The sequence below is a fragment of the Sorangium sp. So ce1335 genome (assembly GCF_051521615.1).
GTDB lineage: Bacteria > Myxococcota_A > Polyangia > Polyangiales > Polyangiaceae > Sorangium.
On sequence record NZ_CP150363.1, the window covers coordinates 8,915,952 to 8,939,196 of the forward strand.

A 23,245-nucleotide genomic window follows, 5' to 3' on the forward strand; every position below is an offset into this window, starting at 1 on the left:
GTGATCTCCTTCTCTCCCTGCGAGCCGCGGGCGGGCCTCGGTCGCTTGTACTGCTCGCCCCGTCTCTAGACGCCAGGCAAACGGCCTGCCAGGTCGGACGGGAGCCGGCGGCTCGATGACGTCCTGGCCCGGCTCTCCATGAACACCGCGGAAAGAGACGGCAATCCGCCGGCGCTGGTCCGCGCTCGAGGGGCAGACGACGGTCATCGCGGGCTATTCATGCGCGGGAGCGGGCTCCGCCGCAATCTGCCGCGGTGCGCCGGGGTCGACACGCCAGCGAGCGCCGGGCGCGCGGACGGCGCGTGGGCAGCGCGCCGACAGGCGCGCGACGGCGCGTGAACGGCGCGCCACACGGCCGGTGTGGCGCGCGGCGAACGCGGCGGCGGGCGCTTCCGCGTCAGACGGCGGAGCGGGATCGCGGGAGCGGCTCGGAGAGCGGCGCGGCGGGCGCGGCGACCTCGAGGGGCTCCGCCGCGCCCGCCTCGAGCGGCCGGTCCGGGATCTTCACCCGGAACGCGGTGCCCTCGCCCTCGCGGCTGTCCACCTCGATCGCGAAGCCGTGATCGTCGAGGATCCGCTTCACCACGGCCAGGCCGATGCCCATGCCGTGCGTGCGGGTCGTGAAGAACGCGTCGAAGAGGCGGTCGCGGGCGCCCGCGGGGATGCCGCGGCCCCTGTCGCGGATCTCGAGGGCCCAGGCGCCCGCGTCGCGGGAGAGCCGCACGGTCACGGCCGCCCCCGGCGAGCTCGCCTGGATCGCGTTGCGCACGAGGTTCCAGACGACCTGGCGCATCTGCGCGGCGTCGGCGGTCACGGGCGCGGACGGCGGGCCCTCGAAGCGGACCTCGACGTCGCCGCCCCGGCCCGACCGGCCCGCGAGCACGACGACGTCGCGGGCGGTCGCCGAGAGGTCCACGGCCTCGAGCGCCGGCGCCCGCGGGCGCGACAGGTCGAGCATGTCGCCCACGAGGTCGTTCAGGCGCGCCGTCTCGCGCTCGATGATCTCGCAGAGCTTCTGGTCCTCGTCCGAGAGCGTCCCGCCCGTGCGCAGGAGCTCGATCGAGCCCGCGATCGAGCCGAGCGGGTTGCGGATCTCGTGCGCCAGCCCCGCGGCGAGGCGGCCCAGCGCCGCGAGCCGCTCGGCCTGCTCGGCCCGCGCCGTGGCCTGCACGAGCCGGCCGCCCGTCGCGCGCAGCCGCTCGGCCAGGTAGCTCGCGAGCAGCGTGACCACCATGATCGCGAGCAGGTTGACGAACATGGGGTACCGGAGCTCGCCCCAGTGCGTCACGTACGCCCCGGAGGGCTGATCCGGCGGCACGCCGACGAGGTGCAGCCCGAGCGCGGCGCACAGCAGGAGGTACGCGGACGCGCCCGACGCTGCCGCGACGATCGCGCCGGGCAGCCCGAGGAGGATCGCCCCCGTGAGGCAGGTGAGGCCGTAGAGCGACGTGGCGCCGCTCGTGGCCCCGCCGGTGATGTACACGAGCGCGGTCCAGGTGATCTGATCGGTGACGAGCTGCGCGCGGGCGATCGCGCGCAGGGCGCGGTTCATGCGCAGGAACACGGCGTAGATCCCCGAGACGCCGTACGCCGCCGCGACCGTCACGAGCGCGACGATGCTGGAGAAGCTGCCGGGGGTGAAGCCGCCGAGGTAGACCGCGGCGGTCACGACGAGGAAGACCGTGAGCACCGCGAGGCGCAGCGCGATGAGCCAGGTGAGCCGGCTCGCGAGCGGCGCCTCGTCGCCGCCGGGAGCGCCGGGCGCGGCGGCCGGCGGCGACATCACTCCGCCTTGATCTTGCCGGCGAGATCGAAGATCGGCAGGTACATCGAGATGAGCACGACGCCGACCATGCCGCCGACGACGACCATGAGCAGCGGCTCGAGGAGCGACGTCAGCGCGGAGACGGCGACGTCGACCTCCTCCTCGTAGAAGTCGGCGATCTTGTTCAGCATCGTGTCGAGCGCGCCGGTCTGCTCGCCGACCGCGACCATCTGCACGACCATGCCGGGGAAGACCTGCATCTCGCCGAGCGGCTCGGCCATGTTCTTCCCCTCGGAGATCTTCTGGCGCGAGTACATGAGGCCCTCCTCGACGACGACGTTGCCGGCCGTCTTCGCGACGATGTCGAGCGCGTCGAGGATCGGGACGCCGGAGCCGAGCAGGGTGCCGAGCGTGCGCGAGAAGCGCGCCACGGCGATCTTCTGCATGACGGGGCCGAGGATCGGCAGCTTGAGCAGGACGCGGTGGACCATGCGCTTGCCGGCGGGGGAGCGGTAGAAGTAGACCGAGCCGACGGTCCCCGCGATCCCCAGCACGATGAGGAGCGGGAGGTAGGTGACGAACGCCTTCGACGCCGCGATGACGATCTTCGTGAGCTGCGGGAGCGCGTCCTTCGCCCCGAACTCCGCGAACATCGTCTCGAACGACGGGATGACGAACGACATCAGCACGACCATCACGACGATCATGATGACGATGACGGCGATCGGGTACGCGAGCGCGCCGCGCACCTGGCGCGCGAGCTTGACGCGCTTCTCGATGTAGATCGCGAGCCGGTTCAGGATGCTGTCGAGGATGCCGCCCACCTCGCCGGCCTGGACGAGGTTGACGAACAGGTCGTCGAAGATCTTCGGGTGGCGCCGGAGCGCGTCGCTGAAGGTGGCGCCCTGCTCGACCGTGTTCTTGATGTCGCGCAGCGCGGCCTGGAAGATCTTGTTCGGCTCCTGGTTCGAGAGGATCTCGAGGCACTGGACCAGGGGGAGGCCCGCGTCGATCATCGTCGCGAACTGGCGGATGAACTTGACGAGGTCCTTGGGTTCGACGCCGGAGCCGAAGCTCAGGTTGATGTTGAGCGCGGCGCTCTTCTTCTTGACCCGGGTCGGGTTGAGCTGCTGGGCGCGGAGCCGGTTCTGCACCGCCGCCTCGTTCTCGGCTTCCATCGTGCCCTTCCGGATCTCTCCGGTGCGGCCGCGCGCCTCCCACACGAACTCCGCCATAGTGCTTCCGGTCTTCTCCCTGGTCCGCGACGGGCCGAGCCGACGCGCCGGGGCGGCCCCGCCTCTCGGGGAACGCCAGGATAAAGTTCCGCGAGGCCGGGGGTCAAAGACGGTGGGGCGTTCTCTGATCCAGAGGGCGCGGTGGTGGTGCGACGTGGGACGCGCACGGCGGGCGCGCACGCGGACGCGGACGGCTGGCGAGCGGGATCCGAACTGCACGCGCCGGCGGGGGTCTCCGCGCGGCGGGGGCGGGTGGGCGCTCGGCCATCCGCCAAGACGGGGGACGAAGCGCTTGCGCTGAGAACACCGCCCGGCATGTCTCCCTTCGGGCCATGCCTCCTGAGACGTTTCGTCGCGCGCCACACAAGGCGCGCCTGTGACGTGGAGCCCCCTGAGACCTTATGGCACCTCGGTCGGCGCTCGACGCGCCCACCCGCCCCCGCCGCGCGGAGACCCCCGCCGGCGCTCACCGCAACGCCGGAAGGCAGCTCCGAGGTGCCGACGAGCGCCGGGGCCGTGCACCGATCTGCACGGCGCTCGATGCGCCGTCACCTGAACGGCTGGCACGGACTGTCACAGCTCGCTCCTGGACACGGAGGTGTGCCACCCGGACGCGAAATAGCGTCATCTGGACAGGGAGGTGTGTCATCTGGACACGGGAGCGTGCCATCTGGACATGGGGGTGCGCCATCTGGACATGGGGGTGCGCCATCTGGACATGGGGGTGCGCCATCTGGACATGGGGGTGCGCCATCTGGACGTGAGGGGTGTGCCACCCGGACATGCTGCGGGTCGACCCGGACGACGTGGCGCCTCGGTGCGACGTCGCGCGACGGCTCCCGTGCTCGAGGCGACGGAGCATCGGGTCCGGAAGCGCAACGACCGACCCGCGGCCGAGGCGGCACCTCAGCCGCGTTCCACGATCGGCACGAGACGCTCCCGCACCTCGTGCACGAAGCGAGCGAGACCGCACGCCCCACCATGAGCTTCGAGACGTTCGAGAGGAACGTCCTGCCAGCGCGCGAGGGCATCCCGGCCGGTGGTGGTCAGCACCGCGAGGACCCGCTTCGCATCCTTGCGGTCCGCTTCGTTCTTCGAGGTGAGCTGCTCCGGCTTCGTACAGGGGTCGAAGTGGAGCTCGCCGCGGAGAGCCGCAAGCCGCTTGCGCTCAGCGTCGTCCTCGGGGATCCACGCCGCGATCATCCAGGCTTCGATCTCGGGCTCTGGAAGGGCACCGAGGACGACCTTGAACGGCCAGCTCCCGGCCGCCACCGCCTGGGCGAACCCCTCGGCGCGCTCCGACCGGCGGTCCAGATCGCGTGCGAGCACCACGGCTACGGGCGGCTCGGCCTCCTCCGCGAAGAGCAGGAGCGCGGCTCGGTGCATCCGCGCATCGGCCTCCCCCGGAGCCCCCGCGAAGCTGCCGTAGATGCGGAGCCCACGCTCGCGGGCGAGCTCCGAGGCGCGGTGGAGGTCGAGCCAGCCGGAGCCCTCCACACCTCGCCAGCTCCGGCACGGGGATAGGCCGTCCTCCATCGACGCCCGACACCCCTCGAAGGTCTCCGCCACCCAGCCGATCTCGCCGATGAGCACCCGGTCCACGAGGATCTGGACGATCCGCACATCGCCGGCGCTCTCGGCGGCGATTCCCAGCGCGGGAGGGCTCACCCTCCGCCCTCGCTCACCCACCCCTCACCGACGAGGCTCCACAGCTCACCCGGACGAAGATAGGCCCCCCGCTTCTGCGCTGTCGGGTGCTCGTCGAGCCGGCGCAGCGCCGAGCCACGCGCTCCGCGGCTCATGACGATGACCTCCTCCACGCGCAGCTCATCCAGGAGGAACGGCGAGTGGCTCGTCGCCACGATCTGCAGGTGAGGCGTCGCGTCGAGGACGCCACGGAGGTGCGCGATGAGCTTGCGCTGCGCGACCGGGTGCAGCGCCTTGTCCAGATCGTCGAGCAGGACGAGGCGCGGCGCGTCGAAGCGCACGACCGTGATGAGGCCGAGGGCGAGCAGCGTCCCCTCGGAGAGCTGACCGGCCGGCACCCACCCCAGCCCTTCCCACTCGACCTCGAAGCGGGCGCCGGTGACGTCGCGCGACCGATCGGCCCAGAAGTCCTGGCCATCGACGGATATCCGCTGCTTCTCCCGGCGCCGGACGCGAGCAGGAAGCGCGCGGATACGCCGCGCGCCGGGAACGATGGTCGCCAGGTCGTGCTCGATCGACTCCAGGGTCCCGTCTCGCAGCCCCTGCAGGTATTGCACCACGGAAGCCAGGCCCTCACCGTCGTGCCCGACGCCCGGGATCTCCTCTTCAGAGTAGTGCTCCGCGGCGAGCGTCTCGGCGTGCAGCTTGAGCCGGGCGACCGATCCGAGCTCCGCCTCGCGGGGGCCCTCAAAGAAGCGCTGTTCTTCCTTCTGGTCGTCGCAAGGCAGACAGAGCTCCGTCTCCTGCCCCTCCTTGCCGAACCACAGGCGGCCCCACTCGACTTGCGGCTCTTTTTTTTCCGCGGCCCGCGCGAGAAGACAGAATCGTCTTCCGTCCTCCAGGACGGCTCCCAGCTCGAGCTCGGTGGCGTCCGGCTTCGCGACCAGGTCTTCCACCGCGCCCTTGCCCTTGAAGAGCACCCCCGAATGGATGCTCGCGGACCATCCGGGCTTCGCGGCGGCAAGCTGGAGCAGGGTGTGCATCCCCTCCAGCACGGTGCTCTTGCCCACGGCGTTCGGGCCGACCAGCACGTTGAGCCGACCGAGTGGCAGCCTCACGTCTCGAAGCAGCTTGAAATTCTTGAAGGTTGCTTCCGTCAGCATCGCCGCTCTCTCGTTAACCCGGGATCGGAGCCGGGTACAGGAGCCTCCCCGCGCCGCTGCGGCGCCTCGCCGTGAACCAGGAGGCCACGCGGCGCGCAGGACCAGCCTTCGACAGCCGTCGGGCGCACACCTGCGCGCAATCCACCGGGCAGCCGCGGGTTGGCCCGCGGCCGGCGGCCGCGCTCCCCGGCATCGCCCAACGAGCAGCTACCCTCGCCCGCGCTCCGCGACGTAGCGCACCGCCCCGTGGACCTCGCGGAGGAGCGCGCCCTGCCGGCGCTCGACGCGCATGAGCTCCTGGTGGCCCTCCCACGCGCCGACCGGCGCGACGAGGACACCGCCGTCGGCGAGCTGCTCCTCGAGCGCAGTGGGCGGATCGGTCAGCGCGTACGTCACCGCGACCTTCCACGGCCGCTCCGAGGGGAGCGCACGGCCGACCGACAGCACACGCTCGGCGAGCGAACGGCCGTCGCCGCACATCAGCGTGACGCTCGCGCCGTCAAACGCCGGCCCGGCGCTGCTGCACGCGAGCGCCGCGTCGTCGCCCCGAGGATCCGGCCGCGTGCCGAGCAGCCGCGCGGCGCGCGCGTGAAGGGCGGGGTCGATCTCGATCGACGTGACATGCCCGGCAGGGCCGAGGATGCGCCGCGCGAGCGCAGCGCCGTAGCCCGTCCCCGTGCCGAGCTCGAGCAGACGGTCGCCCGGCGCAAGGCCGAGCAGGCTGTACGTGAGCAGGTACGCGTGCGGCGCGCTCACGGTCGCGTGCCCGGCACGATCGAGCGGCAACGGGGTGTCGTCCGCAGACGCCGCGAGATCCTCCGGCAAGACGAAGCGCTCGCGCGGGACGAGAAGGATCGCGTCGAGGTAGTGCGCGGGGAACTCGAAGCGGCGCGCGAGCTCGGCCACGAGCGGCGCGCGCGCGACGCGCCCCGCCTCGGCGAGCTCGATGTCGTGCGCGACCGCCGCGTCGAGCTGCTCGGGGACCGGCGACCAGCGATCGGGACGACGACCGTCATACCTCGACGCAAGCGCGGCGAGCGACGCGACGGCGGCCCGCAGTTCGGTGCTCGTGGGGGAAGTCACGGCGAGATCCTGAAGCAGGACCGCCCGCACCGCTCGACATTTTCAGGGGCTCGTTCCGCCTTTCTCGGGCCCCTGTCCGGCCGCCACCCGAGCCCGTTTGACAGGGGCACACCGGCGGCCTTCTCATCGCCACGCATGCCCCTCGTCGATCTCACGCAGGTCGCAGCCCTCGTTGTCGAGGAACACAACGCCGCCCCCTGCGCATGCGTCGCCGCCGCCGTGCGCACCCGCGACAACGTCCAGTACGGATTCGGTGCCGCCGGGCGCCTCTGGTTCCAGGAGAGCCCGCCGGCGGGCGCGCGCAGCACGACGCCGCCCGCGGCGACGGGCGAGGCGATCTTCGATCTCGCGTCGGTGACGAAGCCGCTCACGGCGCTCGCGCTCGCCCGGCTCGCGCGCGCCGGCGAGGTCAGGCTCGACGAGCCGCTCGGGCGGGTGCTGCCCGAGCTCGCGGGAACGCGCTCGGGCCGCGTGCCGCTCGAGCTCTTCGCCGCGCACCGCGCAGGGCTCGAGGCGCACCGCGTGCTCCACCCGGCCGGCGACGCGGCGCCGATCGATCCACGCCGCGCGCTGCTCGAGTGCGCGGACGGGCGGCGCGAGGCGTGCGCGGGCGATCCGCCCGGCGACGGGTTTGCGCCGGTCTACAGCGACCTCGGGTACCTGCTGCTCGGCGCCGCGGTCACGCGGCGCGGCGCGGACGAGCTCGACGAGATCGTCGCGCGCGAGGTGACAGGGCCGCTCGGGCTCGAGATCGCGTCGGCCCGCGCGCTCAGGCGGCGCGATCCGCGGTTCGACGAGCGCGTCGTCCCCACGGAGGACGTCGCGTTCCGCGGGGGCGTGATCCGCGGCGCCGTGCACGACGACAACGCGTGGACGATCGCGCGCGATGGGATGGCCGGGCACGCGGGCCTGTTCGGCGACGCGATGTCCGTGGCGCGGCTCGGGGTCGCGCTGCTCGAGGCGCTCGCGGGCGAGCGGCCGGCGTGGCTCTCGCGCGACGAGGTCGGGCGGCTCGTCGCGCCCCGGCCGGGCGGGTCGCTGCGCGCAGGGTTCGACGGCAGGAGCGGCGAGAGGCCGAGCTCCGGCGCCAGGTTCGGGCCGCGGACCTTCGGGCACCTCGGGTTCACCGGGACGAGCCTGTGGATCGATCCGGACGCGGAGCTCGTCGGCGTGCTGCTCACGAACCGGGTCCACCCGACGCGCGCCTCCGACGCGATCCGCCGCGCGCGGCCCGCCGCCTACGACGCCCTCGCGGAGGCCATGGCGCAGGCGCGGTGACGCGCCGACGGCGCGGGCGCGTCGCCGGCGCCGGCGCCGGCGCGTCGGCGGATGACGCGCCGACCGCGCGGTCATGGGCGCAGACGGCGCGGGCGCGCGGGCACGTCGACGGATGGCGCACCGCAGCGCACCCGCGTTTTCGCGGGCCAGCGCCGACCGGTGCTAGGCTGCCGCGGTGTCACACGGCGCCGCCCCCGAAGAGCTGAGCTCGTCCTCCGGGCTGCTTCGCGCCCCCGCCACGCCGCCCGTACCGTCCGCCGCGCCGTCCACGCCGCCCGTGCCGTCCGCCGCGCCGTCCACGCCGCCCGTGCCATCCGCCGCGCCGTCCGCGCCGCCCGCGGCGGTTCGCGGGACGCCGCTCCCGCCGCGCCCCGCCGCGCCGCCCCGGTCGTTCCGGCAGAACGCCGCCCAGAGCGGGCGCTTCGTCCGCGCCTACCTCACGACGTTCACCGTCATCGCGAGCTACCTCTGGTTCTCCTTCCTGCGCCGCCTCCTCGGCGACGCCTGGGCGCAGGGCCGCGTCGACGAGGTCCACGCGAAGAACGCGCGCCGCATCGAGCGCACCATCGTCGAGCTCCAGGGCCTCTTCATCAAGGTCGGCCAGATGCTCAGCATCATGGCGAACTTCCTCCCCGCGACCCTGCGCGCGGGGCTCGAGGGGCTCCAGGACCAGGTGCCGCCCCGCCCCTACGAGGAGATCGCGGCGCGCATCGCCGACGAGCTCGGGCGACCCATCGAGCAGCTCTTCGCCCGCTTCCACAAAGAGCCGCTCGCGAGCGCGTCGCTCGGCCAGGTGCACGAGGCGTGGCTCATGGACGGCACCCGCGTGGCCGTGAAGGTGCAGCACCGCGACATCGACGAGATCGTCCGCCTCGACCTGCTCACCATCCGCCGCATCATGGCGATCGTCGCGAAGTTCGTCCCGGTGCAGGGGCTCGACGCCTACTACCACCAGATCCGCTCGATGATCCTGGAGGAGCTCGACTTCGTGCGCGAGGCCAGGAACATCACGCGCATCGCCGACAACTTCGCGAGCCAGCCGCAGGTGCGCTTCCCGACGCCCATCGCGGCCTACTGCACGCGCCGGGTGATGACGACGACGTTCGTCGAGGGGATCAAGGTGGGCGACGTCGCGGCGCTCGAGGCGAACGGCGTCGACCGCAAGGCGCTCGCCCGGCAGATCGTCCAGGTCTTCTGCCAGCAGATCTTCGTCGACGGCGTCTACCACGCGGATCCGCACCCGGGGAACATGCTCGTCGGGCCGGGCGGGGAGCTCATCCTCCTCGACTTCGGCGCGGTCGCCGAGCTCTCCAAGGAGATGCGCGAGGGCATCCCCGAGTTCCTCGAGGCCGTGATCCGCCGCGACACGGACGGGATCATCAAGGCGCTGCGCAAGATGGGCTTCCTGTCGCGGCGCGACACCGTCGACGTGAGCGAGCGCGTCGTCGAGTTCTTCCACCAGCGCTTCCAGGACGAGGTGAAGCTCGAGTCCTTCAACCTGAAGGACATCAAGCTCGACCCGCAGAAGGGCATCGACAGCCTCATCGACCTCCGGCGCATGAACATCGGCCTGAAGGAGCTCTCCGGCGCCTTCCACGTGCCGCGCGACTTCGTGCTGCTCGAGCGCACGCTCCTCCTGCTCACCGGGGTGTGCACGCAGCTCGATCCGGAGCTCAACCCGATGGATGTCGTGCGCCCCTACGTCCAGGACTTCGTCCTCGGCAACCGCGACTGGGCCCAGATCGCGCTCGAGGCCGCGAAGGACATGGGGATCAAGGCGCTGACGATCCCGGACGACCTGCGCAAGTACCTGACGCGCGCCAACCGCGGCGAGGCCGAGGTGAGGATCCGCGGGCTGTCGCAGGCCGCGTCGCTCGTCTACACGGGGGTGCGCCAGCTCATCTACGCGGCGCTCGCGATCGCCGCGGGCTTCGCGGGGCTCCAGCTCTACCTCGCTGGCCACGCGGCGCTCGCGCGCTATTGCCTCTACGGCGCCGCGGCCGCAGGGGTGCTGCTCGCCGGGAGCCTCCTGTTCACGAACCGAGGGTGACGAAACAACGCCATGAGCTCGATCGATCTGTCGCAGTACGAGGCCGACGTCGCGGCCGCCGAGGCCGAGGTCGCGCGGATCCGCGAAGAGAACGCGCGGCTCGCCGAGGACTACCGCCTCGATCCGTCGGCCGACGCGCACGAGATCCTCCGCCGCGGCGCCGCGTCGCTCGCCGCCGCGCGCGACCGCGTCGAGGCCGCGCGCGTGGCGCTGAAGCTCGCGCAGAAGACAGGCTCGCCGCACGGGCTGCTCGCGAAGGACGGGCGCGTCACCGGATCGGTGGCCGTCGCCATCCCCCCGGGCACCTCGAGCGGCGCGCGCGCCCGGATCGTCGAGGAGACGCTCGCGGCCGAGCTCACGACCGCGGCGCGCGAGCTCGGCGTCGTGCTCGCCGCCCCCGCCGAGCGCTACACGCGCGAGCGCCCGGGGCGCGACGCGGAGGGGCGCACGATCCTCGACGTCTCCGGCCACGTGGAGGGCGACGTGCTGATGCCCGCCCTCACGCGGAGCGCGAAGAACGCGCGCAGGGGCTGAGCCGCCGCCCGCGCGGCGCGGCCGGCGGCCCTCAGGCGTCGAGCGCGGCGAGGCCGGCGGCCCTCTTGGCCTCGAGCGCGGCGAGGCCGGCGGCCCTCAGGCGCTCAGCGCGGCGAGGATCGCGGCGGCGCGCTCCTCGACCCGCGCGCGCAGCGGAGCGAAGCGCGCGTCGGACCGGGCGCGCTCCAGGACCGCGCAGCGCTGCATCCAGAGGGCGTCGAAGAGCCCCGCCTCCACAGCGCCGGCGAGCGCGGGGAAGAGCGCCTCGTCCTCGCCGAGGTAGGCGAGGATCTCGACGTACATCTGCAGGAACAGCGGGCGCAGGCGGCTGCCCGGCTCGGAGCTGTCCGCCTTCGCGCGCAAGAACGCCCGCTGCTCGTCCGATAGCCGCGACGTCGCCAGCACGTCGCGGTAGATGCGCGCGTACTGGATCGGGATGGTCTCGGTCGCCATCGGCAGGTCGTCGATCGGGAACGGCCGGTTGCGCCACAGGCCGAACCGGGCGCGCATCACCGCCTTGTGGAAGCGGCTCGACGGGTCGTCGGCCGGCAGGTCGAGCAGGGCTGCGGCCCCCGACCAGTCGCCGTGCAGCGCGCGGCCGCGCGCGAGCTCCCAGCGCGGGAACAGCTCGACGGGGTCGAGCGACAGCGCCGTCTCCAGCCGGAAGACCGCCTCCTCGACGAGCCCGGCCTCGAGGAGGATGCGGCCGAGCAGCTCGTGCGCCTTGGCCAGGCTCGGCGCGCGCTGGAGCGCCTTGCGCAGCGCCGGGACGGCGCCGACAGGGTCGCACGCGCTGAAGCGCACCGTCGCGAGCGCGACCCACGGCTCGCCGAGCGAGGGCGCGAGCGCGATCGCCCGCTCGGCGGCCTGCTGCGCCTTCGCGAGCTGCGCCCTGCCGTCGCCCCGCGCCGCCATCAGCCGCGCCGACGCGATGGCGTAGCCGGACAGGATGTTCGGGTCGTTCGGAGAGAACGACAGCGCCTCCTCGAAGAGCGCGACGGCCGGCGCGGCGTCCCCGTACCAGAGGTGGCGGAGCTGGTGGCGCGCGCGCAGGTAGAGGTCGATCGCGCGCGGGTCGCTCGGCGCCTCGCGGTCGCGGCTGGCGACGTCGACCGTGAGCGCGTCGGCGATGGCGCCCGCGGCGTCGTCGCTCACCGCGAGCAGCGCCTCGGGCGAGCTGTCAAACCGCTTCGCCCAGAGCTGGAACCCGTCCTCGACGCTGATCACCCGCACGGTCACGCGCACGCCGCCGGGCAGCAGGCGCGACACCGGCCGAGAGCGCGGCGTCAGCGGCTGCGAGCGCGGCGCGTCCTGGGCGTAGCCGCCGCCGGTGCGGCGGATCGATCCCTCGACGACGACCTGCACGCCGAGCTCGCGGCCGACGTCCCTGGGGTCGCGGCCGTCGAGCCGCACCCGCGCCACCGCGGCGCGCGGGCGCACCTTGAGGCCGGCGGTCATCGAGAGGGTGTCGGTCAGCTCCTCGGTGAAGCCGTCGGCGAGGTACTCGTCGTCCGGCGCGCCGACGTTGCGGAACGGCAGCACGGCGACCGTCTTCAGCGCGGGCGACGAATCCGACGAGGGCGACGAGAGCGACGAGAGCGACGGCGTCGGCGCCGGCACCGGCGCCGCCAGCGTCGGCGACTGGAGCCGCTGCTGCGCGGTGACCGCCTCGGGCTGCGCCGCGGCGACCCGGGTCGGGCTCTGCTCGATCGGCTGCGGCGCCGTCGGCACGGACGAGGACGACGCGGACGAGGACGCGATGACGGAGACGAGCGACTGGGCCGGCTGCGGGGCGATCGACACGCGCGAGCGCGCGAGCAAGAGCGCGCGGTGCGCCTCGGCGGCGCTCGCGTAGCGGTCCTCGCGCCGCATCGCCATGCACCTCAGCACGACGTCCGCCACCGCGAGGGGCACGTCCGGACGGACGGCGCGCGGGTCCGGCGGCGGGGACCGCAGCCGGGCCATGGCGGCCGCGATCGCGCCGGAGCCCGGCCAGGCGCGCCGGTGGGTGAGGCACTCGAAGAGGATCATGCCGAGCGCGTAGATGTCGGTGCGCGCGTCGATGTCGGGCTCGCCCGTGAGCTGCTCCGGCGACATGTAGGCGGGCGAGCCGAGCACGAAGCCCGACGACTCGCCGGCGCTCGGCCCGGACGAGGTGCGGGCGATGCCGAAATCGGTGATGACGACCCGCCCGCCCCGGTCGAGGAGCACGTTCTCGGGCTTGAGGTCGCGGTGCACGATGCCCGCCGCGTGCGCCGCGCCGAGCCCGTCGCAGAGCGCGCAGCCGATGCCGATGACCTGCTGCGCCGGCATCGGGCCCGTCCGCGCGAGGACGCTGTGCAGCGACTCGCCGTCGACGCACTCCATCGTGAGGAACTTCTCGCCGTCGTGGTCGCCGAAATCGAACGTCCGCGCGACGTTCCTGTGCGTCACGCGGCGCGCGAGCTTCACCTCCTGCCGGAAGCGCTCGAGCATGCCGGCGGAGTCAGCGAGATCACGCCGCAGCATCTTGAGGGCGACCACCTCGTCGAGCTCCACGTCGCGGACGCGGTACACGCTGCCCATGCCGCCGGTGCCGAGCAGGCCGAGGATCTCGTAGCGCCCGGCGATGCGCTGCGGCGCGGAGACGAAGCCGGAGCCGTGGCCCTGCTGGCTGCTGCGCGGCTCCGTGCGCGGCGCCGGCTCGGAGGCCGTCAATCGCCTGTCGCTCACGCGCTCAGTCTAGCCACGCCAGAGGGTGGAAGTCAGCGCGACCGAGACGCTGGACAGAAATAGCTGGAACTTACGTGACGGCGTGGACAGCGTGACCCCGTGACCGGATGACGGCGTGACGGTGTGACGCGCTCACCTCGACATACCTTCTTCCTGCTTTCGCTTCCGGCGTCGCTCCGTTATATGTACGTGCCCCGCGGGTGGACGAATGCAGCATCGCACCAAGCACGAGCCGTCGTCCGCGCTGCTGGAGGTCACCCTCGGCCCCGGCGAGGCGTTGATGGCCGAGGCGGGCGCGATGGTCGCGCGCTCGCCGAGCCTGCGGACCGAGGTGCGGCTCAACGCCGGGCGGGGGGCCGGGCTCTTCGGGCGGCTCAAGGCGCTCTTCATCGCGCTGCTCCGGAAGGTCGCGGGCGGCGAGACGTTCTTCGTGAACCACATCTCCGCGCCGGAGGGCGGGTGGGTGTGGCTCGCCCCGCCGCTCAGCGGCCGGGTCAAGCACGTCGCGCTCCGGGGGGAGACGATGCTCTTCAGCGCGGGCTCCTACCTCGCGAGCGCGGGCGACATCGATGTCAAGGTGCGCTGGGGTGGGCTGCGCGGCGTGCTCGCGCGCGAGGGCATCTTCTTCATCGAGGCCTCCGGCGTCGGCGATCTGTGGATCACGAGCTATGGCGCGATCGAGGAGCTCCCCTGCGACGGGTCGCTCGTCGTGGACGGCGGGCACCTCGTCGGGTTCGACGCGTCGCTGGCGCTCAAGATCAGGAGCCCTGGCGGCGGGCTCATGGGCCTCGTGCTCTCCGGCGAAGGCGTCGTGTGCGAGCTCACCGGCCGCGGCCGCGTGCTGATCCAGTCGCGCAGCGCCGGCGCGCTCGTCGGCTGGCTGGCGCCGCTGCTGCCTCCCTGAGCGAGCGGGGAGACGTCCGATGCAGGTGAACCTCCTTTACCGACCCTCGCAGGCCCTCGCGCAGTGCCGGCTCGCGCCGGGCGAGCGCGTGATCGCCGAGAGCGGCGCGCTCGTGGGCATGTCGACGAACGTGCGCGTGGAGACGCAGTCGGGCGGCATCATGTCGGGCCTGAAGCGGATGCTCGCCGGAGAGTCGTTCTTCCGGAACGCGTTCACGGCGGAGGGCGCGCCCGGAGAGGTGCTGTTCGCGACACCGCTCTCCGGGGACATGGCGGTGCTCGACGTCGGCGACAGGCAATGGTGCGTCCAGAGCAGCGCCTATGTCGCGTCGAGCCCCGACGTCGAGGTCAAGACGCGCTCGGGCGGGCTGCGGGGGTTCTTCTCGGGGGCGGGGCTCTTCGCGCTGGAGACGGCGGGACAGGGCCAGATGATCATCGGCGCCTTCGGCGCGCTCGAGGAGGTCCCCGTGAGAGGCCACGTCGTCGTCGACACGGGCCACCTCGCAGCGTGGGAGTCGACGCTCTCGTGCCGGATCGGCAAGAACACGTCGACGTGGCTCGGCACGTGGCTCTCGGGCGAGGGCCTCGTCTGCCACGTGGAGGGCCACGGCAGCCTGTGGGTCCAGTCGCGCAACGCCGGCCGCTACGGCGCGGCGATCGGCGCGCGGCTCGCCCCGCGGCAACCGTGAATGGACGGGAAAGACGGACGCCGGGACGAACGAAGGACAGACGGAAGACGAACGGTAGACAGCGTGCGCGACGAGATCCGAGACAACCCCGAGTTCGGCGTGCTCCACGTGACGTTCGAGCACGCCGGCGAGCAGATCATCGCCGAGAGCGGCGCGATGGTGGCGCGCGACACGGCGATCGACATGAAGACGAGCCTCCAGGGCGGGCTCGCCAGCGCGCTGAAACGCAGGGTGACGGCGGGAGAGAGCCTCTTCCAGAACACCTTCACGGCGACGGCGCCCATGCAGTCGATGCGGCTCGCCCCCGCCCCCGAGGGGTCGATCGAGCGCATCATCCTGCGCTCGGGGATGGAGGTCTTCCTCCAGTCGGGCGCCTATCTCGCCTCGACGCCGGGCATCACGCTCGACACGAAGTGGCAGGGGGCGAAGGGCTTCTTCGCCGGCGGCCTGTCGCTGCTCCGCGCCTACGGAGAGGGGCTCATCTGGTTCTCGAGCTACGGCGGTATCCACACGATCGACGTCGGCCGCGAGCACGAGGGATATATCTGCGACAACACACACCTGCTCGCGTTCACCGAGGGCCTGCGGTACCAGGTGCGCAAGCTGGCCGGCCTGAAGGGCCTGTTCCTCTCGGGCGAGGGGCTCGTCTGCGAGTTCCAGGGGCACGGAAGGCTCTGGCTGCAGACCCGCAACCCGGGGGCGCTCTCGGCGTTCCTCCACCCGTTCCGGCCCGTGGGCGGTGGCGCTTGACCCGCGGCGCGCCGAGAATCCCGAGGTCCAGGGCGGAATGCAGCGCGGGCGCTGGCGTTCCGCCGAGGTTGCGCGCGGCCGCGGCGGAACGCCAGCGCCCGCGCGGGCGCCGGTCGACGAGCGGCTGCGCGCGTCGCCCCGCCGGTCGGCTGCAGCGCGCGCGGATCGCGCGGCGCACCGGGCGCGTCGCCGATCGCGCCGCCGCCAGCGCCGGCGCGGGCGGCGCGGGCAGCCGACGGCCGGTCCTCGCGGGGCGCGCCCGCGCCTCGTCCGGCGACGGCGGCGGATGGCGGCGGCGCGGTCCCGGCCGCCCGGCAGAGGCTGGCGCGCCGTCGTTGCCTTCCCGGAGGCGGACTCGCTAAAGTAGTCGGGCCTCGCTGAGGAGGCTCGCGCGGCGAGCGGTGGGTGCCACGGATCCACGGAGGCTCGCGGAGCGAGCCTGGCTTCGCCTGAATGCCCCGAACCCGCTATGTGGAAGCTGACGATCGAGGATGACGAGGGGAAACAGACGGGGCTCCCCCTCGCCCATGAGGAGTATGCGCTCGGGCGCGGAGAGTCGAACTCGATCCGGCTGACCGATCGCAACGTCTCGCGCCGCCACGCGACCCTGGCCAAGAACGGCCAGGGCTGGGTCATCCGGGATCTCAACAGCTACAACGGCACGTACGTCAACGGCGCGCGCGTCACCGGCGAGCAGCACCTGCGCCACGGCGACCTCGTGCAGCTCGGCGACTACCGCATCGAGATCGTCGACGAGGCGCTCTCGTCCGCCGTGACGAGCCCGACGCCGCCGCCTGGCAGCCGCAGCACGGCGCACCTGCCGCTCCACACGCGCCCGAACCGGCTCGTCATGGTCGTCGGCCCGACGCCGGGCGCGGAGTTCCCGCTCGACGGCGAGCGCTTCACGGTCGGGCGCTCCGAGGACGCGACGATCTCGATCAACCACAGCTCCGTGAGCCGCCTGCACGCGGAGCTCATCAGCCTCGGCAACGGCCGCTACGAGGTCGTCGACAAGCAGAGCGCGAACGGCGTGCGCATCAACGGCGTCGAGCTCAAGCGGGGCCTCCTCGAGGCGGGCGACGCGCTGGAGCTCGGCGACGTGCGCCTCCGCTTCGTCGCGGCGGGCAAGATCTTTCGCGCGGGGCCGGACGGCCCGCCGGGCGCTTCCGCGGCGCCCGGGTCGTACGGGAGCGTCGTCCCTGCGGCGGCGTCGTCGCGATCGGGCGGGGCGAGCAAGGTGATGGGGATCCTGCTCGCGGTCGCCGTGATCCTCGCGATCGCCGTGGTCGCCGTCACGCGGGCGCGCTCGGACGGGCCGGTGCCGCAGCCCGAGACGCGGCCCACCGCGCCGGAGGTGGGCGGCAGCGACGCGCAGATCCTCGACGCCGTGCTGGAGCGTTTCCAGGCGGGGGACGTCGACGCCGCGCACCGGAAGCTGCAGGAGATCGCCGAGACGGCGCCGATCCGGGAGACGCAGCGCTTCAAGGACGTCGAGAAGCAGATCGAGGAGCGCTGGGCGGAGCGGATGTTCGAGCAGGTCGAGCGGGCCGGGACGAAGGCCGAGAAGCTCGGGCTGCTCAACGAGATCGCCAAGACGACGAGCGTCCCGGCGGCGCTCCGCGAGAAGGTGGCCGAGCTGCGGCGGCAGGTGGACCCCGACGCGCCGCCCGAGCCGGAGCCGGTGCCGCACGGCGGCCCGCCGTCGTTCTGGCCCCCGGCGCCGACGCCGGCGCCTTCGGCCTCGGCCTCGGCGCCCAAGGCGGCGGAGTCGGGCACGGCGCAGGGGGGCTCGCCGCTCGACTCGAGCTCGTACCCGGCGCAGCGCAAGGCGCTCGAGCCGAAGGTCTGGGGCGGGCGCGCGTCGGCGAGCGAGATCAAGCTGCTGCGCGCGATCTGCATCCACCAGGGCGACGCGAGCTGCCGCGACAAGGCGAGCGCGGCCCTGGACAAGCTGGAGAAGCGCACGCCCTGAGCAGGGCGTCGCGCCGCCGGAGCGTATCCCCCGTCCGTCCTTTCCGCGCGCGTCGATGACATCCCCCCGCAGCACAAGCGCCCCCGAGCCGCCCGCTCACGAGGCGAACGTCCACGGGACGCCCAGCAACGAGCCGCCCAGCCGCGAGGCGCCCGCAGGCGAGCCCTCGGGCGACGACCGGTCCGCTCGCGAGGCGTCCGCCAGCGGGCACTCGGGCAACGACCGGTCCGCTCGCGAGGCGCCCGCCATCGAGCCCTCGGGCGACGACGCGGCCAGCCCCGCGGACGACGCGCGCGCGTCGGCGGCCTCGCCGCCGCGCAACGGGCTCGCCTCGTCCGCGGCCGCGGCGCTGGCGACGCTCGCGCTCCTCGTGCTCGTGCCCTACGCGCACCCGAGCCTGTGGCGGCTGCGGCTGCTCACGCCGCTGCCCGAGGGCAAGGGGCTCGTCGTGGTCCCCGCCGCGGCGCCCTCGGCGTCGGTCGGCGAGACGACGCTCGTCGTCGAGACCACCGAGCAGGCCGAGCTGCGCCAGCCGGAGGAGGTCGCGCTGCCGGCCGCCGCCGCCGAGATCGTCCCCGCCGCCGTCGCCCTCGAGGGAAAGCCGCCGCGCCCGATCGAGGACCCGAGCGGCCAGGCGATGAAGCCGTTCTTCCGCGCCCTCGCCGCGGTGGAGAGCAAGGCGCCGGGGTCGATCGCGCGCATCACCTACTTCGGCGACTCGATCGTGGCGAGCGACTTCGTGACGTCGACGCTGCGGCGCAAGCTGCAGAAGCGGTTCGGCGACGCGGGCCACGGGTTCATGCTGATGGCCAACGCCTGGCCCGGGTATTTCCACAACGACGTTGTCCGCCTCGCCGGCCCCGGCTGGCAGGTGAGCCGCGTCGTGGGCCCCTACGCCAAGGACGGGCTCTACGGGCTCGGCGGCGTGTCGTTCCGCTCGCAGGGCGCGGGGGTGTTCTCGCGCTTCGCCACGGCGGAGACAGGGACGTTCGGGCGCGCCGTGTCGCGGTTCGCCGTCGACTACCTGAAGCACCCCGAGGGGGGGCCGATGGAGATCAAGATCGACGGCGAGACCCGCGAGGTGATCGACACGCGGGCCGACGAGGCCGCCTCGGCGATCGCGACGTACGAGGTGCCCGACGGCCCGCACATGCTCGAGGTGTGGGCGCGCGGCCCGGGGGTGCGCGCGTTCGGCGTGTGGATGGAGCGGGACACGCCGGGGGTGGTGCTCGACGCGATCGGCATCCAGGGCGCGCGCATCCGCTTCCTCGACAAGAGCGACGACGCGCACTTCGCCGAGCAGCTCCGCGCGCGGAGCCCGTCGCTCACGGTGTTCCAGTACGGCATGAACGAGAGCGAGGACGGCGAGCTGTTCCCGCTCGATCAGGTCGAGTCGACGATGAAGGCGGTGCTCGACCAGGTGCGCGCGGCGCTGCCCGGGTCGTCGTGCCTGCTCGTCGGCCCGATGGACAGGGCCGACAAGAAGGGCGAGGTGTACCGCAGCCGCCCGGTGATCCCGAAGCTCGCGGCGATCCAGCGCCGGGTGGCCGAGCAGGTGGGCTGCGGCTACTTCGACACGTTCGGCGCGATGGGCGGCTCCGGCTCGATGGGGATCTGGGCGCGGCGCGGGCTCGGCGGCGCGGACCTCGCGCACCCGTCGGGCGCGGGGGCCGAGGTGATCGGCCGCTGGCTGTACCTCGCCCTGATGGAGGCGTACGAGGGCTGGAAGGCGAGCGCGGGCGCGGCCCCGCGCTGAGGTTACGCGGCCCTCGCGTCGTCGGGCCGCGGCGCCTCGGCCTCGTCGGCGGTGCGCCGCCGGTGCTCCCTGGCGATGCCGGCGACGACGGCGAGCCACGCGGCCGCGAGCGCGATGTTGATCATCGCGAAGTGGCGGGTGGAGAGCGCGAGCACGTGGCCGGCGATCACCCCGCCGGCGGCGAGCACGTCGCCCGCGCGGACGACGAAGGTGTCGATGGCCGCCTTGGCGCTGTACTTGGCGTCGCGGCCGACGGGCAGGAAGAGCGCCTGCCGCGCGGTGTTCTGGATGGAGTAATCGGTGCTGTTCTCCGCGATCTTCGCGACGCGCACGACGGCGAGCGCCGGCAAGACGGCGAGGGACGCGTAGCCGAGCAGGGCGATGGTCGGCAGGATGAAGAGCGCGAACCGGACGCCGAGGTACTTGAAGATGCGGGAGACGAGGAAGAGCTGGAGGAGGACGCCGAGGGTGTTCACCCAGTAGAAGAAGTCTCCCTTGAACATCCCGATGACGGCGCCGAGCGCCTCTTTTTTCCCCTCTTCGGTGCGCGGGTGGACGAGCCCCTTCGCGGCGCCCTCGACGACCTTGCCGCCCGCCTCGACGTCGAAGGCGCCGCCCTTGACGGCGGTGACCTTCCCCTCGAGCAGGCGCGACGCCTGCGGGTCGACAAGGTAGACCGGCGCGCCCACCGCGAGCGGGGCGGACGGATCCGCGCCGGGGGGGGCCGGGGCCGCGCCGGAGGGGGCCGGGGCCGCGCCGGGGGCGGCAGGTTGTGGCGCGCCGTCGCGCGCCTCGCCGCCCGGCGCGAGCGCGCTCGTGGCGGACTCGATCAGGGTGCGATCGAGGATGTACTCGCCGGTCGAGTTCACCCAGTTGAGGACGAGCGTCAGGCCGGCGATGAGCAGGAGATAGCGGTCGCGCGCGATGATCTTGAAGCCGCCGGAGGCGCCGCCGGGCGGGGCGTCGGCGCTGGCCTTCGCGCCGCCGGGCCGCGCGAGGTCGTCGCGGTGGACGAGGTAGGTGAGCCACAGGCAGGCGAGCAGCACGCCCGCGGCCACGAGCATCATGTTGTAGGGGCCGAGTGGCACGTAGACGCGCTTCGCGATCTGCGCGCCGAACATGGCGCCGAGGGAGCTCCCGATACCGACGATGGCGAAGAGCCGCTTGCCCTGCTCGGGGGTGTAGACGTCGTTGGCGAACGACCAGAACTGCGCGATGACGGTGAGGTTGAAGCAGCCGACCCACAGATAGAACGGCACCCCGAGCGGGACGCCGAGGCGCGCGAGGAAGAAGAAGAGGACGAGGTTCGCGGCGAAGAAGAGCGTGAGCGCGGTGGTGAGCTGCATGCGCCCGAAGCGCCTGGCCATGGCGCCATAGGCGCGGACGACGCCGACGAGGAGGAGCGCCTGGCCGGCGGCCGCGTAGGCCTTCACCTCGGGGCCGTCGAGGTCGAGCTTCTGGCCGCCGATCTCGAGCCCGCCGCCCGCGAGGATCAGCGGCTCGCGCACGACCTTGAGGAGGTAATAGCCGGTGAGCAGGAGGAAGACGTTCAGCGTGAGGATGAGCACGCTGAAGACCTCGCGCGGCCTCACCTCGGCGAAGATGGACAGGAGCCGGTGAAGCGCGCCCGGGGGTTGTTTCTCGCTCTCGCCTGTGCTCGCCACGCGCCGCTCCATCCCGGGAAGACCGCCGATCCGGCGGCACCGGAACTGGACCGATGCCCGCGCGCGGCAGGCTATCGAGCCTGCTCCCGGCCGGCAACCTCCCTCGCGGCGCAGGCTCTGTGAAGGCCCGTACAGGCTCTCGACGCGCGCGCCGCGCGTGGATACAGACAAAGGTCGTCCGGGTCGGGAACTCCGCTATGCTCCCGCGCCGTCACGGGGTCCCGTGCGAGAGGCGAGGCGGATTGGGCATCAGACAGAAGGGATGGACGCGCGCGCTCGGCACGGTGTGGCGGCGGCGCGCGGCCGCGCTCGCCGGCAGTGCGCTGCTGTCCGTGTGCACCGAGGCGCTGGCGCTGCCCCAGGCGGGGGCGGACGCCGCGCAGCCCGGGGGCGGTAGCGCGCAGCCCGGGGGCGGCAGCGCGCAGCCCGGGGGCGGCGGCGCGCAGCCCGGGGCCGGCAACGCGCAGCCCGGGGCCGGCAACGCGCAGCCCGGGGCCGGCAACGCGCAGCCCGGGACCCGCCGCGTGCGCGCGGCGCAGCAGGCGCAGCAGGCGCAGCAGGCGCAGCAGGCGCCGAGCGCGAAGCGCCCCTTGCCGGATTACGATGGTCGGCCCGACGAGGGGACGAGCGTCGGCGACGCGCTGCTCTGGGTGCCGCGCGTCGTGTTCTTCCCCGCCTACCTCGTCAGCGAGTACCTGGTCCGGCGGCCGCTCGGCTTCCTCACCGTCGCGGCGGAGAAGGGCGAGTGGATCGAGGAGCTCAAGGACATCTTCACCTTCGGGCCGAACAACACCATCGGCATCGTCCCGACGGCGTTCTTCGAGTTCGACCTTCGCGCGAGCATCGGCGTCTATTTCTTCTACGACGACCTGTTCTTCCCCGGCAACGAGCTCCGCGTCCACGCGGCGACCGGCGGCATCGACTGGCTGAGGCTCACGGTCGCCGACCGCATCCCGCTCGGCTCGCGCGCGTACGTGAAGCTCCGCGGGGAGACGGACACCCGGCCTGACTGGCTGTTCGCGGGGATCGGGCCGAGGTCGCTCGAGCGCGATTCGGCCCGCTACCGCGCCCAGAGCTTCCAGGGGAGCTTGACGCTCCACGCGGATTTCGACGCGTTCAGCTTCGTCGAGGCGTACACAGGCGCGAAGACGGTCGAGTTCGACGACGTCTGGGGCGAGGATCCGACGGTGGGCTGGCGGGTCGCGAACGGCCGTTATCCGCTGCCCCCCGCGTTCGACACGGGCTACACGGCCTACCGGATCGGCGCCAGCGCCGCCCTCGACTCGCGGCGGCCGCGGCCGGCCCGGGGCCACGGCGTCCGGCTGGAGCTGTTCGGGGAGCACGCCGCCGACCTGGAGCGGCCGCTGGAGAGCCGGTGGGTCCGCTACGGCGGCTCGCTGGGCGGGTTCGTCGACCTCACCGGGCACGACCGCATCGTGAGCCTGTCCGTCTCAACGGCCTTCGCCGACCCGCTCGGCGTCGCGGAGGTCCCCTTCACCGAGCTCGCCGTGCTCGGCGGCGGCGCGCCGATGCGAGGCTTCCGCGAGGGGCGACTCCACGGGCGGAGCGCGGCCGCGGCGACGCTCGAGTACCGCTACCCGATCTGGGCGTTCGTCGACGGCGCGGTGCAGGTCGCCGCGGGCAACGTGTTCGGCGAGCACCTCCGGGACTTCGATCTCGACCTTCTCCGCATGTCGTTCACGCTCGGCCTGCGCACGAGCAGCGCGCGCGACCACTCGTTCGACCTGCTGATCGGCTCGGCGACCGAGACCTTCGCGCAGGGGGCCCGGCTGCAGGAGCTGCGCCTCATGGCCGGCGCCAGCCGCGGGTTCTGAGCGCTCCGCGGCAAGGGGTCCCCGGGGGCGCGGTCGCGGAGAGGGCGCCTGGGGGCGCTGTGGAGCGGGTTCTTCTGGGTTCATGAAGAGAAAATGAACCACAGAGGCACAGAGGGCACAGAGGGGAGAGAGAGAAAGAGAATTGGATTTCTCGGCCCGTGCGCGCTGAATGCGCCCACGCGGCGAGAGAAGTAACGAGGGTTCTTTTT

The 23,245-nt window shown here is 73.1% G+C and carries 16 protein-coding genes; 9 read left to right on the plus strand and 7 right to left on the minus strand.

The annotated features are described in order from the left end of the window. Nucleotides 1–397: 397 nt before the first annotated feature. The 5 genes from WMF24_RS32980 to WMF24_RS33000 all read right to left on the minus strand — a co-directional run bounded on the left by WMF24_RS32980 (nucleotide 398) and on the right by WMF24_RS33000 (nucleotide 6,893). The gene (locus tag WMF24_RS32980) at nucleotides 398–1,783 is read right to left on the minus strand and encodes a sensor histidine kinase (RefSeq protein WP_437731405.1); all 1,386 of its coding nucleotides are present in this window, start codon (nucleotides 1,781–1,783) and stop codon (nucleotides 398–400) included. Next, entirely contained in the window at nucleotides 1,783–3,000 is a 1,218-nt protein-coding gene (locus WMF24_RS32985; protein ID WP_437731406.1) for a type II secretion system F family protein, read from the minus strand. The genes WMF24_RS32980 and WMF24_RS32985 overlap by 1 nt, the downstream gene beginning before the upstream one ends. Nucleotides 3,001–3,906: 906 nt before the next feature. Beyond that, entirely contained in the window at nucleotides 3,907–4,668 is a 762-nt protein-coding gene (locus WMF24_RS32990; RefSeq protein ID WP_437731407.1) for a hypothetical protein, read from the minus strand. Further along, nucleotides 4,665–5,810, minus strand: a complete 1,146-nt coding sequence (locus WMF24_RS32995) for an AAA family ATPase (RefSeq protein WP_437731408.1) — start codon at nucleotides 5,808–5,810, stop codon at nucleotides 4,665–4,667. The genes WMF24_RS32990 and WMF24_RS32995 overlap by 4 nt, the downstream gene beginning before the upstream one ends. Nucleotides 5,811–6,017: 207 nt before the next feature. Further along, nucleotides 6,018–6,893 (minus strand): protein-L-isoaspartate O-methyltransferase family protein, encoded by an 876-nt coding sequence (locus WMF24_RS33000; RefSeq protein ID WP_437731409.1) that lies wholly within the window; start codon nucleotides 6,891–6,893, stop codon nucleotides 6,018–6,020. A 135-nt stretch (nucleotides 6,894–7,028) separates the two neighbouring features. Here WMF24_RS33000 and WMF24_RS33005 point away from each other — a divergent pair, with 135 nt between their 5' ends. From WMF24_RS33005 to WMF24_RS33015, 3 genes are all read left to right on the plus strand, one after another. Beyond that, nucleotides 7,029–8,171 (plus strand): serine hydrolase domain-containing protein, encoded by a 1,143-nt coding sequence (locus WMF24_RS33005; protein WP_437731410.1) that lies wholly within the window; start codon nucleotides 7,029–7,031, stop codon nucleotides 8,169–8,171. A 175-nt stretch (nucleotides 8,172–8,346) separates the two neighbouring features. Further along, nucleotides 8,347–10,221, plus strand: coding sequence for an ABC1 kinase family protein (locus WMF24_RS33010; protein WP_437731411.1), 1,875 nt, complete (start codon nucleotides 8,347–8,349; stop codon nucleotides 10,219–10,221). A gap of 12 nt (nucleotides 10,222–10,233) precedes the next feature. Next, entirely contained in the window at nucleotides 10,234–10,755 is a 522-nt protein-coding gene (locus WMF24_RS33015; protein WP_437731412.1) for a hypothetical protein, read from the plus strand. A gap of 96 nt (nucleotides 10,756–10,851) precedes the next feature. Here the strand turns inward: WMF24_RS33015 and WMF24_RS33020 are convergent, their stop codons facing one another. Further along, the gene (locus WMF24_RS33020; protein ID WP_437731413.1) at nucleotides 10,852–13,467 is read right to left on the minus strand and encodes a protein kinase domain-containing protein; all 2,616 of its coding nucleotides are present in this window, start codon (nucleotides 13,465–13,467) and stop codon (nucleotides 10,852–10,854) included. 208 nt (nucleotides 13,468–13,675) lie between these two features. Here WMF24_RS33020 and WMF24_RS33025 point away from each other — a divergent pair, with 208 nt between their 5' ends. The 5 genes from WMF24_RS33025 to WMF24_RS33045 all read left to right on the plus strand — a co-directional run bounded on the left by WMF24_RS33025 (nucleotide 13,676) and on the right by WMF24_RS33045 (nucleotide 19,537). Next, complete coding sequence (locus WMF24_RS33025) at nucleotides 13,676–14,371, plus strand: TIGR00266 family protein (RefSeq protein WP_437731414.1); 696 nt, start codon at nucleotides 13,676–13,678, stop codon at nucleotides 14,369–14,371. 19 nt (nucleotides 14,372–14,390) lie between these two features. Beyond that, a complete protein-coding gene (locus WMF24_RS33030) occupies nucleotides 14,391–15,059 on the plus strand; it encodes a TIGR00266 family protein (RefSeq protein ID WP_437731415.1) in 669 nt (222 codons plus the stop codon). A gap of 63 nt (nucleotides 15,060–15,122) precedes the next feature. Further along, on the plus strand, nucleotides 15,123–15,809 hold the full coding sequence (locus WMF24_RS33035; RefSeq protein ID WP_437731416.1) for a TIGR00266 family protein: 687 nt from the start codon (nucleotides 15,123–15,125) through the stop codon (nucleotides 15,807–15,809). A 469-nt stretch (nucleotides 15,810–16,278) separates the two neighbouring features. Further along, the gene (locus WMF24_RS33040; RefSeq protein WP_437731417.1) at nucleotides 16,279–17,781 is read left to right on the plus strand and encodes an FHA domain-containing protein; all 1,503 of its coding nucleotides are present in this window, start codon (nucleotides 16,279–16,281) and stop codon (nucleotides 17,779–17,781) included. A 55-nt stretch (nucleotides 17,782–17,836) separates the two neighbouring features. Further along, a complete protein-coding gene (locus WMF24_RS33045; RefSeq protein WP_437731418.1) occupies nucleotides 17,837–19,537 on the plus strand; it encodes a GDSL-type esterase/lipase family protein in 1,701 nt (566 codons plus the stop codon). A 2-nt stretch (nucleotides 19,538–19,539) separates the two neighbouring features. On the opposite strand, the gene WMF24_RS33050 is transcribed toward WMF24_RS33045, so the two are convergent. Next, the gene (locus tag WMF24_RS33050; protein ID WP_437731419.1) at nucleotides 19,540–21,201 is read right to left on the minus strand and encodes an NTP/NDP exchange transporter; all 1,662 of its coding nucleotides are present in this window, start codon (nucleotides 21,199–21,201) and stop codon (nucleotides 19,540–19,542) included. Nucleotides 21,202–21,443: 242 nt separating this feature from the next. Between WMF24_RS33050 and WMF24_RS33055 the strand changes: the two genes are divergently transcribed. Then, complete coding sequence (locus tag WMF24_RS33055; protein ID WP_437731420.1) at nucleotides 21,444–23,036, plus strand: BamA/TamA family outer membrane protein; 1,593 nt, start codon at nucleotides 21,444–21,446, stop codon at nucleotides 23,034–23,036. Nucleotides 23,037–23,245: the final 209 nt, after the last annotated feature.

What these genes read in the sequence shown, in the direction of transcription:
- WMF24_RS32980 (WP_437731405.1), bottom strand. Translation starts at nt 1,783, where the DNA reads ATGTCGCCGCCGGCCGCCGCGCCCGGCGCTCCCGGCGGCGACGAGGCG.
- WMF24_RS32985 (WP_437731406.1), bottom strand. Translation starts at nt 3,000, where the DNA reads ATGGCGGAGTTCGTGTGGGAGGCGCGCGGCCGCACCGGAGAGATCCGG.
- WMF24_RS32995 (WP_437731408.1), bottom strand. Translation starts at nt 5,810, where the DNA reads ATGCTGACGGAAGCAACCTTCAAGAATTTCAAGCTGCTTCGAGACGTG.
- WMF24_RS33005 (WP_437731410.1), top strand. Translation starts at nt 7,029, where the DNA reads ATGCCCCTCGTCGATCTCACGCAGGTCGCAGCCCTCGTTGTCGAGGAA.
- WMF24_RS33015 (WP_437731412.1), top strand. Translation starts at nt 10,234, where the DNA reads ATGAGCTCGATCGATCTGTCGCAGTACGAGGCCGACGTCGCGGCCGCC.
- WMF24_RS33025 (WP_437731414.1), top strand. Translation starts at nt 13,676, where the DNA reads ATGCAGCATCGCACCAAGCACGAGCCGTCGTCCGCGCTGCTGGAGGTC.
- WMF24_RS33030 (WP_437731415.1), top strand. Translation starts at nt 14,391, where the DNA reads ATGCAGGTGAACCTCCTTTACCGACCCTCGCAGGCCCTCGCGCAGTGC.
- WMF24_RS33040 (WP_437731417.1), top strand. Translation starts at nt 16,279, where the DNA reads ATGTGGAAGCTGACGATCGAGGATGACGAGGGGAAACAGACGGGGCTC.
- WMF24_RS33045 (WP_437731418.1), top strand. Translation starts at nt 17,837, where the DNA reads ATGACATCCCCCCGCAGCACAAGCGCCCCCGAGCCGCCCGCTCACGAG.